The organism is Streptomyces sp. NPDC056452 (assembly GCF_042796085.1).
Classification (GTDB): Bacteria; Actinomycetota; Actinomycetes; order Streptomycetales; family Streptomycetaceae; genus Streptomyces.
Map to the genome: position 1 here is coordinate 26,740 of NZ_JBHTRI010000017.1, position 12,061 is coordinate 38,800.

A 12,061-nucleotide genomic window follows, 5' to 3' on the forward strand; every position below is an offset into this window, starting at 1 on the left:
CGATCCCCGAGGCCGGCGGTCACTGCGGCCGGCGCAGCCCCGCGACGAGGAGTCCGACCAGTCGGCGGGCGTCGTAGCGGGGATCACGGTCGGCCCCGATGCAGAGGTTCCCGACGCCGCGCATGAGCGCGTAGGCCTCCAGGTCGGACCGGACCTCGCCGGAAGCGGCTGCGGCGTCGAGCAGCTGGGTGCACACGGGCACGAGGCGGTCGAGGAAGTAGGCGTGCAGCGTGTCGAAACCGGCGTCGTCGGACTGCAGGACAGCAGCGAGCCCGTGCTTCGTCACCAGGAAATCGACGAAGAGGTCGATCCATTGCCCCAGTGCGGCGTGCGGACTCCCGGCGGTCTCCAGCAGCGCCGGACCGGCCTCGGCGCAGGCCTCGACCTGGTGCCGGTAGACGGCGATGATGAGGTCCGCCCGCGTCGGGAAGTGGCGGTAGATCGTGCCCATCCCGACGCCTGCCCTGGCCGCGATATCGCGTACCGGTGCCTCCACCCCTGACGTGACGAAGACCGCGGCGGCCGCGTCGAGCAGGGTCTCCTCGTTCCGCCGGGCGTCCGCCCTCTTGGACCGGGCCGCACGCCCCGTCCCCTCGTCGCTGTCGTTCACCGCGCCACTCCGTCCGCTGCCGGGCTTGCCAAAGCGGAACACCGTTCCGTATCGTTAACGGAGCAAGGTTCCGTTTACTCATCATGCCAGAGCAGCGGCCCGGCAACCAGTCCGCGCCGCTGCCGCACTCCCCCGCAACGGAGGAAAACGATCATGCAGTACCGCACCTTGGGCCGCACCGGCGTGCAGGTCAGTACCCTCACGCTCGGCGCGATGAACTTCGGCAGGATCGGGCGCACCACCCAGGACGAGGCCACCGCTGTGGTCGACGCCGCCCTCGAAGGCGGGATCAACGTCATCGACACCGCGGACATGTACAGCGACGGCGAGTCGGAGGAGATGGTCGGCAAAGCCATCGCCGGCCGCCGCGACGACATCGTGCTGGCCACGAAGGCGAACATGCCGATGGGCGACGAGCGCAACCATCAGGGCAGTTCGCGCCGCTGGCTGGTCACCGAGCTGGACAACAGCCTGCGCCGCCTCGGTGTCGACCACGTCGACCTCTACCAGATCCACCGGTGGGACCCGCGGACCAGTGACGAGGAGACGCTGTCGGCGCTGACCGACCTGCAGCGAGCGGGAAAGATCCGCTACTTCGGCTCCTCGACCTTCCCCGCGTACCGCCTCGTGCAGGCGCAGTGGGCCGCCCGCGAGTTCCACCTGGGCCGTTACGTCACCGAGCAGCCCAGCTACTCGATCCTGCAGCGCGGGATCGAGACCCACGTGCTGCCCGTGACCGAGCAGTACGGGCTCGGTGTGCTGGTGTGGAGCCCGTTGGCCTCCGGCTGGCTGTCGGGCGCGGTCCGCGAGGGCCGGGAGATCACCACCAGCCGCTCGAGGGTCATGCCTGAACGCTTCGACACCACCATCCCCTCCAACCGCGCCAGGCTCGATGCCGTCGAGCGGTTGGCCGGGGTCGCCGAGGAGGCCGGCCTGACCATGATTCAGCTCGCGCTCGGATTCGTGACCGCGCATCCCGCGGTGACCAGCGCGATCATCGGTCCGCGCACACTGGACCACCTGCACGCGCAACTCGCCGCCGCTGACACCGTGCTGTCCGCCGACGTCCTCGACGCGATCGACGCGATCGTCGCCCCCGGTGTCGATCTCGCCGCGCACGAGAAGTTCGACACCCCGCCCGCGCTCCTCGACCCGTCGCTGCGGCGCCGCTGATAGTCCGAGGGCCTTCCGCCCATTCGTCCGGCGCCGCTCGGAAGCGGGCGGACATCGCTAGCCTGCTTCCATGCCCGACAACACGGACCGTCCACCACGCGACGACAGACCCGAGGAGTCCCGGCGGGCGCATCTGGGCGGGATCTTCGACGAGGACGCGGAGCTGTACGACCGGGCCAGGCCCGGATATCCCCCGGAGCTGTACGACGACCTCGCGGAGCTCGCGGGTGCCCGCCACGGCAGCCGCGTACTGGAGGTGGGCTGCGGGACCGGCCAGGCGACGGTGCCACTGGCCGGGCGGGGCTGCCGGATCACGGCGGTCGAGGCGGGAGCGCGCATGGCCGCGGTCGCCCGCCGCAACCTGGCCGGGGCCGCTTCGGTGGAAGTGGTGACGGCGCGGTTCGAGAGCTGGCCGCTGCCGCAGGAGCCTTTCGACGCGGTCGTCTCGGCGACGGCGTTCCACTGGATCGACCCGGCGGTACGGGTGGCCAAGGCCGCTGACGCGCTGCGTCCGGGCGGCGCGCTCGCCGTGGTGCGCAGCCAGCATGTGCGGGGCGGCACCGAGGAGTTCTTCGTCGAGGTCCAACGCTGCTACGAGCGCTTCGATCCGCGGACGCCGCCCGGGCTGAGGCCTCCAGCGGCCGCCGACATCGACGGCTCGGACCACGCGAGGGAGGTGGCGCGAAGCGGCCGGTTCGGCCCCACGGCCTTCCGCCGGTACGAGCAGGACCTCACCTACACCACGTCGGAGTATCTGGAGGTGCTGCGGACCTACTCCGGCCACCGAGATCTTCCGGAGGCAGCCAGGAGCGGACTGCTCGGGTGCATCGCGGGCCTGATCGAGGGAAGGTACGACGGCCGGGTGACGAAGCGTTGTCTCATCGAGTTGGGGGTGTCCCACAGACGATGACGGCCCCGGTCACCACCCGCCGCACACCGCGGCGTGCTCCGAACCCACTCATTCCTCAGTCTGGAGAGCCCTGTTGAACACGTCACCGGTGAACTCCGCGGTGGACCAGCCGCACCGTATGGACCCGGCAGGCGGCTGCCCGCACGCGGCCAACGCCCGGCTCCTGGCCCAGGGCGACGTCACGTCGGTGATCCTGCCGGGCGGGGTGGAGGGCATGGCGGTTCTGGGTCACGACGCGCTCAAGGAGTTCCTGTCACACCCCGACGTCGCCAAGAACGCCCAGCACTTCGCGGCGCTCCAGGCCGGCGAGATCGCCGACGGCTGGCCGTTGAAGACGTTTGCCACGGTGCAGGGGATGACGACCGCGGACGGCGCAGATCACCGGCGCCTGCGGTCCTTGGTGAGCAAGGCGTTCACCACCCGCCGTGTCGAGGAGATGCGTCCGCGCATCGAGGCGCTGACGGCTTCCCTCCTGGACGACCTCGAAGGGGCGGCCGCCGCGGGTGACGGCGTCGCCGATCTGCGGACGCATTTCGCGTTGCCGCTGCCGATGGGTGTCATCTGTGAACTGCTGGGCGTGGACGCCGGACACCATGACCGGCTGCACCACCTGTCCAACCAGGTTGTCGCCACGGACATCGGCCCCGCGGAGGCGATAGCGGCCAACCGGGAGATGGTCGAGGTGCTGGGAGCGGTGGCTGCCGCCCGGACGGAGGATCCGGGGGACGATCTCACCAGCGCGCTGATCGCGGCCCGCGAGGAGAACGGCGACCGGCTCGGACCGCACGAGCTGATCGGGACCCTGATGCTCACGATCATCGCCGGGCACGAGACGACGCTCAATCTGATCACCAACGCCGTACGGGCTCTGTGCACCCACCGGGACCAGCTCTCCCTGGTCCGGTCGGGCCGGGCGACGTGGTCGGACGTGGTCGAGGAGACGCTGCGCTGGGACAGCCCGGTCAGCTACTTCCCGTTCCGCTACCCGACACGCGACCTCTCGCTCGGCGGGACCGTGATCCCCAAGGGGACCCCGGTGCTGGCCGGTTACTCCGCGGCGGGCCGCGACACGAAGGCCCACGGGCCCGACGCCGACCGCTTCGACGTCACCCGCAACGACGAGTCCCGGCACCTCTCGCTGGGCCATGGCGCTCACTACTGCATGGGCGCACCCCTGGCCAGGATGGAAGGCACGGCCGCGCTCGAGCAGTTGTTCACCCGCTTCCCCGACCTCGATCTCGCCGTCCCGGAGCCCGAACTGCCACGACACGCGTCCTTCGTGGGCAACAGCGTGCGAACCCTGCCGGTGCGGCTGCACGGCTGAGGACGGGCTGCCCGGGCGGCAGTTCAGGAGTGGGAGGCACCCCTGCAGTGGCGGGCGTGGGCGAGCAGGGCCTCCACCTGGACCCCGACCTCCGCGGCGTCGCGCACCGGGGCGGGGAAGAGGAGGCGGGCGTCGCGGTGGCCCTGGGCGTACTCGTAGCGGAGGGTGAACCCGTAACGGTCCATGGCGTACGGGCGGACGTCGACCACTCCCCGGCGCACCTCGGGGGCGGCGAGGCGGGCGAGCCGGGCGACCACGTCGTGGTGGTCGTCGTCCAGATGGCCCAGCATGGCCGCTTCCTGGAGCGCGAGGGCGTCCGGTTCCGCGCGGAACACCTCGTCGAGGCCCACGTGTTCGACGCGTCCGTGCCACTGGATGCTGACGCGCGCCGGGTCCAGGTCCAGGACCATGACGTTCCCGTGCCCCCGCCCGGACTGTGTCAGCCAGCCGGACAGCGTGGCCCGGGCGCGGATCCGGTCCCGTGCCCGGACGGGTGCGACGTCGGTGAACTCCACGAGCGCGCCCAGCGCGCCGTGCGGAGCGCACACCATCTCCGCGGCGAGCGGCGTGTCTTCGGGCACGCGCAGCGCGAGCCGCCCGTTCTCCACCGTGTGCATGGCGATGAGGTCGTAGGACGCGCCGGCCGTGGTCAGGCTGAGCGAGCCCGCGGCGGCGACGACAGAGCGGATCCGCTCCGCGTGGGACAGCTCGGCGGTGCGGGCAGGGGCGACGGCCATAACGTCTCCTTAGGTTAGGCTTGCCTAAGTTAACACTCTCCGGAGCTCCGTGTCCCCGACCCGCCGAGAAATCGGAAGCCCGGCGCCGGGTGCATCAGGAAGTCGCGGTGGGAGATGTTCCAGGCGTACGCGCCGGCCAGGGCGAAAACCACCCGGTCCCCCGCACGGAGCCCGGCCGCCTCCAGGCCCCGTGCGAGCACGTCCTTCGGCGTGCAGAGCTGACCGGCGACCGTCACCCGGCCGCCCACCGCCGCCGGGCGCGGCCACGGGTGCGGCCACGGCTCGACGGGCACCACCTCCGCCGGCTGGTCGTGCCCCTTGGCGGCCGGCGTCCGCAGGTGGTGGGTGCCGCCGCGGACCACGGCCACGTCCTCCCCGTGGCTGCGTTTCACATCCAGCACGTCGGTCACGTACCAGCCGCAGTAGGCGGCCAGGGCACGACCGGGCTCGACGCGCAGGCGCACGCCGGGGTGACGTCGTGCCAGGGCGTCCAGGCCCGCACCGTAGGCTGCCCAGTCGAAGCGGTCGGCGGGGCGGGTGTAGTCCACGGCCATGCCGCCGCCCACGACGACTTCCGGCAGGGCCGTCCCGTGGTGGCGGGACAGACCGGCCGCCGCGTCGACGATCGCCTCGGCCACCCGCAGCAGCGCGTCGGCGGGCAGACCGCTGGCCAGGTGCGCGTGGACGCCGGCTGCTTCGAGCCCGGGGCAGTCTTCGCCGGTGAGCAGGTTGAGCGCTTCGGAGGCCTCCTCCGTCCCCATGCCGAAGGGAGTGGGACGGCCTCCCATCGTGAGGGCGCTGCCTGTCAGCGTCCCGTCGGGAACGGCCGGGTTGATGCGGAGCAGGACCTGGGTGGGAGGGCGGCCCGGTTCAGGGGAGCGAGCGGCGAGCGCCCGGAGCATCCGCACCTCGTGGAGGCTTTCGACATGCACCCGCTCCACCCCTGCGGCCAGTGCGGCGGCGAGCTCGTCAGGGGTCTTGCCCGGACCGGAGAAGGCGAGGGGCTGCCCCGGCACGGCAGTGCGGACATGGGCGAGTTCGCCGCCGGAGGACACCTCGAAGCCGTCGGTCCACGGGGCGAGGGCGGCGAGGACCTCCGGTTCGGGGTTGGCCTTCGCCGCGTAGTACAGCTCCACCGTTCGCGGGAGGGATGCGCGCACCGCCGCTGCGTGCATGTTCAAAGCCGTCAGGTCGTACACGTAGCAGGGCAGTTCACTGGTCGCGAGGGTACGGGCCTCGGCCCGTACGGCGTGGCTGAGAAGGGATGGGGGCACCGGTGTGATCCGTTCGTCGTCGGCGGGCCTGGCTGCTGGTCGGCGGGGAGCGGCGCGGGTCAGGGGGCGTGCTCCCCGTCGGCGGAAGGTCGCGGGGCCAGCGGGGACCGCAGGCGGACGTACCCGGCGTCGCGGTCCGCCGAGCGGCGCCAGCGGGTGAGCAGATTGGCCTTGGCGGGCAGGGGTGCCCCCGCCAGCAGGGCGCTCAGCTGGGGCGGGCGGCCGAGGGAGTCGGCGCTCGCTTCCAGCGTGGTGCGCACCTGCCGCCAGAGGGCGGGTTCGGTCTCGGGGTGCAGGTCGGCGACGGCGGCGAGGAGTTCGGCGAGGTGGTTGACGATCAGGCAGTAGACGACCCGGTCCCAGCCGCGCCTCCGGTCGTACGTGAGGGGCCCGGCGACCTCGCGGGGGAGCCTGCGCAGCGCCGCGGCGTGGTGGCCGGGCAGGAGCTTGGTTCCTTCGAGGTCGCGGAAGAGGACCCGCTCCGGGTGGCCGTCGCGGCCGACGCAGACGACGACGTTCTGGAGGTGCGGTTCGAGAACCACGCCGTGGCGGAAGTACGCGGTCAGAACGGGCGGGACGAGCAGGTTGGTGTAGCGGCGCCACCACTCGGCGGCCTCGTCGGGTCCGGCGTCGGCCAGGAGTTCGGAGATCCGGCCCGGGCCGAGCGGGTACTCGTCGGCAACGGCCGCGGCCAGCAGGGGGGTGGTACCCGCGGGGGTGTGGCGGGCGAGGCCCTCCCGGACGATCACACCGAAGCCTTCGAGCAGGGTGCGGTCGGGGCGGCCGTCCGCGCCGGGGAGGGCGAGCGAGCGGTAGGCGGGCTCGCGGAGCACGGCGGCGGAGGGGTGGCGCCGGGCGAGGTCGGCGAGGACGGGGGCGAGCAGCCGGGTCAGCGCGACGGCACCGGTGAGCTCGTACGAGGCGTTCTTCCGGAGGCAGTTGGTGATGCGCACGTCCAAGCTGAACTTCAGGAAGGCGTGCCCGTCGTGGACCGTGCGCACGGAGGCGGTGGGGGTGACGGGTGCCCCTGCCGGACCGAGGTCGAGCACGTCCCGACGGGCGAGGGCGGCCAGCAGGGCGGGGTGGCCGCCCAGCAGTCGGTACTGCCAGGGGTGCGCGGGCAGCAGCCGGTACCCCGGCGGTGCCACTCCGGCCCGGTCGAGTGCCGCAGCTCCCCCGGGCTCGGCGGTCTCCTCGGCAAGAAGTCCCTCCCGGACGGCGAGCAGCCGCAGCGGGAAGTGGGCGCCTTCCTCCGGGGCGTACGCGGTCCAGGCTTCGGGGTCGCCGCCGTGCGTCTTGGGCGTGGGGTGGAAGCGGTGGCCGAGGAGCAGGGACTGTTCGGAGGCGAGGTAGACGGCGAGCGGATCCGGCCGGGCCACCGGTTCCCCGGCGGCGGCGGCGGAGGCGGCGGTGATGGCCCGGCGGGCGAGGGCGCCGTCGACCGCACGGTGGCTGGCGGCCACCTGGGCCAGGAACTCGTCGTTCTCCGTGCCGGTGCGCAGAGAGAGTTCGGCCTGCACCAGTTCGGCGAGCCGCTGCCATCCGATCGTCGTCCACGCACCGCCCGGCAGGCTCCCCCGGATGCTCACGGGGCCGGTGAAGCGGTGGGCGCCCAGGAGGGAGGCGCGGCGTACGCCGACGCGCAGAAGCGTGTCGTGGCGTGGCAGGCGCAGGACCAGCCGGCCGTCGGCGAGGGTGCTGTCCTGCGGCGCGGTCGCCTCACGCAGCAGGCAGTTGAGCAGGGTGTGGCCGACCGCTTCGTCGGAAGTGGGCGGGTGTACCGGTGTGCGGGCCGGGGTGCGGGGCGTGGTGGTGCTGGGCATCGGCGTTCATGCCTTCCGCAAAAGGTAGTTGGGGCCGGTGGTGTAGTGCTTGTTGATGTCGGCGGCGCCGGACCGGGCCTTGGTGAGCAGGGTGCCGGCCGTCACCATGGCCTTCACGGGCAGCTCGGGTGCGTCGAGCACGCGGGCCCGCAGCACGGCCGCGGCGCCGGGCCGGGTGGCGGCGGTCCTGTCGATCGCCTGCGCGAGCCGGTCGCGTATGAGCCCGAGCAGCCGGTCGAGGGGCGCGGTGCCGTGTGCGGCGAGGCCGAAGGCCAGGGAGCCCGCGCACAGGTGGACGGTGATGGCGGTGAACAGGTCGGCGACGGGCGCGTCCTGTGTGCCGCAGATCCGCCTGTCGGCGAAGCCGAGGCTGTCGCCGGTGGGCTCGGCGCACCCCCATGCCTCGGCGAGGCGCCGGGTGTGGACGCGCGGACCGTCGTTGTCCTTGAGGAGCAGCCGGGGCCCGTCCGTTCCGCCGCCGAGCACGAGGGAGATGTTCTGCTGGTGCGACTCCAGGGCGATTCCGTGGCCGAAGAGGGTCGTCTGCCAGTCCAGCAGCAGGGTCAGGACGGCGTCGGCAAGGGCGACCGGGTCGCCCCCGTGGAAGCGGTCGGCCAGGTGCTCGATGACCGGGCGCCCGTCGGGGGCGGGCGCCGCCAGTGCGGCGAGCGGGAGGACGGCGGCGTCGTCGAGTCCGGCCGGCTGGGTGCGGCGGAGTACGGCGAGGAGTTCGTGTCCGGCGTGGGCGTAACGGGTCTCGTCGGCGAGAAGGACGCGCCCCGCGAAGTGGGGTTCACGGCGCAGGACGCCCTCCAGGAGGCGCTGCCCTGCGGCCCCGTCGCGCAGTGAACCGGGAGTGACGGTACGCCGGTTGAGCAGCCCCAGGGTGGCAGTGGCGAGGGGCAGCTTGAGGTGGGTGTCGGGCCGGTCCGCGAGCGCGACGGTCCGCATGGACAGGGTCGGTACGACGTCCAGCAGGGGCCGCTCGGCGAGGACCGCGTCCCCGGCGAGACCGGTCTCGACCAGGGCGTCGCGGAGGCGGCCGGCGGCGGTGAGGGGGTGGACGGGCAGCAGGACGTGCCCCTCGTGATGGCTGCCGGGCAGTCCCAGCTCGGCGGGCGTGGGCCAGCCGTCGTGCAGGGGTACCCCTCCGGGTTCCGAGGCGGTGTACGGGGCCGGGATCACGCCGGACCCGGACCCGGGTGCCAGGGTGACCCGCCCGGCGGGCAACGACAGCCAGCGGAGCGGGAAGCGGGGGTGGAACTCGGGCGCGTACGCACGTAGTTCACGTTCCCCCAGGCCCTTCCGGCCGCGGGACACGGGGTGCACGGGGTGGTCGGTCCGGGCGGCGAGGGTGTCGTGGGCGAGGGCTCCGGTGTGGCCGCTCCAGTGGGCCGGGCGGGGCCCGTGACTGTCCGTCAGGCGGGCGAGGGCCGGGCCCCGGGTCGCGGCGTGCAGGTGGCGGGCCGCGAGGTCGCTGCGGCACTCCTCGGCGAAGGCGGCGTAGCCGGGCGCGTCCTCCGGCGGGGCGAGCCGGGCCAGGGCGGCGAGCACCTCGTCGGTGGTGGTCAGGTCGGGGCCGTCCGGCTCCTGGCGCAGGAGGGGCAGACGGGCGCCCCAGGTCCCCTGGAATCCGTCCTCGCGCACGGCGAGGAGCAGGGCGCGGCCGGGACCGGTGGCGAGCCGCAGCCAGGGGCCGTCGGCCCGGTGGTGGAGGGTGGTACGGGTGCGCAGCCCTGCCACGTCCTCGCGCAGCAGGGCACTGAGAACACGCAGCAGCTGGTGGGCCGCGTCGGGGCCCGCGACGGCCGGGAGTTCGGCCGCGCCGGTCCTGGCTGCCCCCGATGCGTCCGGGGTAAGGGGCGGGTCGGCGCTCACGGGGTGATCTCCCACCGCTGGGCGGCGAGGAACGCGTCGGCGGCGCGGTCCACGGAGTCCTGGTCGGGTCCGACGGTCCGCAGGATGCCGAGGTAGTCGCGGTTGGTGCGGTGCAGGGGGTGGCGCCCACCGATCGGGCGCATGGGCCGGTAGGTCAGGCGCACGCCTCCCTCGGCCCGGTCGACCGCGCCGGGCGCGGAGGCGAGTACGCCCGCCCGGTCGGCGCACGGGGAGTCGATCCGGGCGGCCCGGTCCGTGCGGGCACCGAGGCTCTCCGGCAGGCCCTCACCCAGATGCGTGGCAAGGATGCGGTCGAAGAGCGGGATGTCGAGCAGTTCGGCGAGTAGCAGGTCGCCGTGGTCGCCTATGGCGCGGTAGTTCACCTCGATGATGCGGGCCCGGCCCTCGTGGACGACGAACTCGGTGTGACAGGCACCGAATCCCACACCTAGCAGCGCGAGCTGTTCGAGGATCTGCTCGCGTACGGGGGCGGGGTGGTCGGGGACGTAGGTCAGCCGCTGTTCGATGAAGTGGGGCGGAGGCGAGAGACGGGTGTGGAATCCACCGAGGACATGCAGGCGCCGGCCGTCGCCCAGGGTCTCCAGGGTGTACAGCTCGCCGGGGAGGAACTCCTCCACGACCAGGGCGGCGTCCGGCCGGCGTGCACGGATCTCCTCGCACAGCCGCAGCAGTTCGGCAGGCCCTTCGGCGCGTACGACGTCTTCGCTGGCGACGCCCTCGCGGGGTTTCACGACGCAGGGATAGACCACTCCCCCGGTCTCTCCCCCCGCCTCGACGCACGCGGCCGGCGACTGCCCGGGGAGGATCTCGACGGCACGGACGGGTTCCGCCCCTGCGGCTGCGAGGTGGCGGCGCATCAGGGCCTTGTCCTTGGTGCGCAGCGCGGCCCGCCAGTTCTTGCCGGGCAGGCCGAAGAACTCGGCGGCGAGCGCGCCCTGGGTCTGGAGGTGGTCGCTGTTGGTGAAGACGGCCGCGGGCTGCCCGCGCCGGGAGATGTGCGTGATCACGGCGCGGTGATCACGGACGTCGCAGGCGGCGACCTCCACGTCCGGCCCGAGCGCACCGGGTGGCCCGTACGCCTCCGGCTGGTCGGTGAGCAGCGTCACGGACAGGCCGAGCCGCCCGGCGGCCGGGAGGAAGCCGCTGATGACCGAATCGGTCGGATTGAGGGCAAGCAGGTACGTCTGCATGGGCGGTCACTCCGGCGCGCTGGTACGACGAGAAATGAAAGGGAGCTTAGGTTAGGCAAACCTACTTTTACCAACTGGTCGACACGCACGGGGGGTTCGTCGAACCGATGCTTGATCAGTAGTAAGGTGAGCCTCCCCTAAGTCACTCTTCCGCCGGGGGCTGCCGCATTCCCGCGGATCGCGCCCTTCGTAGGTGTGCACCCCCTCTAGGAGCCTTTCGTGATCCTCGCCCCGGCACCGGCGTCCCTCCGGCCCGCCGAGAGCTCCTCCGCCCTCCTCGCCTCCACCTACCGCCGCCTCACCGATCTCTGTCCGGGTCTGGACGCAGAGGTCGCGGAGCCGGGCGCCCCGGCCGGTCAGAGCTGGGTCGACGTCGCCGAACTGGCGCTCCGGCCCGGGTTGCTGGACGCCTTCCTCGAGACGGAGGCCGCCCGGATCACGGAGCGCTACGACCACCGGGCCCGCCCCGACGTGGTGGCTTCCCGCCTGTTGCACGACTGCCTCTGGTCGCTGTGCCTGCTGCTGAGCGGGCCCTGGTACCTGGACCGCCGGGTTCCGCTGCCCCGCCCGGAGGACGTGCGGATCGGCCGGTGCGAGGACCGGTACCAGGTGGTGCCGGGTACGTTCGCCTGTCTGCCGGGAGACCCCGCGGAGGGACTCCCAGGGGTGCGCCTGGTGTCCGACGAGGCGGCGCTCGGCGACGCGCTGCGGACGGCCGTCGCCGATCTGGTGCGCCCGTTGTGCGCGGCACTCGGGCCCCGGGTGCGGCGCGGGCCCCGGGCGCTGTGGGGCATGGTCGAGGACGACCTCGTCTCGGGCATCTGGTACGTGGGACGCCTGCTGGGCGAGGAGGAACGGGCGGTCGCCGCGGCCGGACTGCTGCTGCCGGGACCGGTCCCGCCGTTCCCGGCCGGTGCCGGGTTCCGCCACCTGACGGCCGCGGACGGAAGGTCGCACCCGACCCGGGACCGGGCGGGCTGCTGCCTCTACTACACGATCCGCCCCGCGGAGGCTTGCGACACCTGCCCCCGCACCTGCGACGCCGAACGGCTGCGCCGGATCGAGGCGGAAGGGACCCAGGACGCCGGGTGACACGGCGCGCACGGCGGAAGGCCGGCCCG

General features: G+C 73.1%; 10 protein-coding genes. 4 read left to right on the forward strand and 6 right to left on the reverse strand.

Annotated features, from left to right (window positions below):
- Positions 1–19: 19 nt before the first annotated feature.
- The gene (locus ACFQ6X_RS18300; RefSeq protein WP_383182621.1) at positions 20–610 is read right to left on the reverse strand and encodes a TetR/AcrR family transcriptional regulator; all 591 of its coding nucleotides are present in this window, start codon (positions 608–610) and stop codon (positions 20–22) included.
- A gap of 153 nt (positions 611–763) precedes the next feature.
- On the opposite strand from ACFQ6X_RS18300, the gene ACFQ6X_RS18305 reads away from it, so the two are divergent.
- The 3 genes from ACFQ6X_RS18305 to ACFQ6X_RS18315 all read left to right on the forward strand — a co-directional run bounded on the left by ACFQ6X_RS18305 (position 764) and on the right by ACFQ6X_RS18315 (position 4,017).
- Positions 764–1,783 (forward strand): aldo/keto reductase, encoded by a 1,020-nt coding sequence (locus ACFQ6X_RS18305; protein WP_383182623.1) that lies wholly within the window; start codon positions 764–766, stop codon positions 1,781–1,783.
- A gap of 70 nt (positions 1,784–1,853) precedes the next feature.
- Positions 1,854–2,693 (forward strand): class I SAM-dependent methyltransferase, encoded by an 840-nt coding sequence (locus tag ACFQ6X_RS18310; protein WP_383182625.1) that lies wholly within the window; start codon positions 1,854–1,856, stop codon positions 2,691–2,693.
- Between the two features lie 118 nt (positions 2,694–2,811).
- Positions 2,812–4,017 (forward strand): cytochrome P450, encoded by a 1,206-nt coding sequence (locus tag ACFQ6X_RS18315; protein ID WP_383182793.1) that lies wholly within the window; start codon positions 2,812–2,814, stop codon positions 4,015–4,017.
- A 23-nt stretch (positions 4,018–4,040) separates the two neighbouring features.
- On the opposite strand, the gene ACFQ6X_RS18320 is transcribed toward ACFQ6X_RS18315, so the two are convergent.
- Genes ACFQ6X_RS18320 through ACFQ6X_RS18340 form a run of 5 tightly spaced genes read right to left on the reverse strand, consistent with a single transcriptional unit; the run spans position 4,041 to position 10,940 of the window.
- Positions 4,041–4,754, reverse strand: a complete 714-nt coding sequence (locus tag ACFQ6X_RS18320; protein ID WP_383182627.1) for a DUF2470 domain-containing protein — start codon at positions 4,752–4,754, stop codon at positions 4,041–4,043.
- 29 nt (positions 4,755–4,783) lie between these two features.
- The gene (locus ACFQ6X_RS18325; RefSeq protein WP_383182629.1) at positions 4,784–6,028 is read right to left on the reverse strand and encodes a type III PLP-dependent enzyme; all 1,245 of its coding nucleotides are present in this window, start codon (positions 6,026–6,028) and stop codon (positions 4,784–4,786) included.
- 59 nt (positions 6,029–6,087) lie between these two features.
- Complete coding sequence (locus ACFQ6X_RS18330; RefSeq protein ID WP_383182631.1) at positions 6,088–7,851, reverse strand: IucA/IucC family protein; 1,764 nt, start codon at positions 7,849–7,851, stop codon at positions 6,088–6,090.
- A 6-nt stretch (positions 7,852–7,857) separates the two neighbouring features.
- A complete protein-coding gene (locus ACFQ6X_RS18335; protein WP_383182633.1) occupies positions 7,858–9,729 on the reverse strand; it encodes an IucA/IucC family protein in 1,872 nt (623 codons plus the stop codon).
- Positions 9,726–10,940: an acetyl-CoA carboxylase biotin carboxylase subunit family protein gene (locus tag ACFQ6X_RS18340; RefSeq protein WP_383182635.1), complete on the reverse strand. Its 1,215-nt coding sequence runs from the start codon at positions 10,938–10,940 to the stop codon at positions 9,726–9,728. The genes ACFQ6X_RS18335 and ACFQ6X_RS18340 overlap by 4 nt, the downstream gene beginning before the upstream one ends.
- Positions 10,941–11,159: 219 nt before the next feature.
- On the opposite strand from ACFQ6X_RS18340, the gene ACFQ6X_RS18345 reads away from it, so the two are divergent.
- Entirely contained in the window at positions 11,160–12,032 is an 873-nt protein-coding gene (locus ACFQ6X_RS18345) for a (2Fe-2S)-binding protein (protein WP_383182637.1), read from the forward strand.
- Positions 12,033–12,061: the final 29 nt, after the last annotated feature.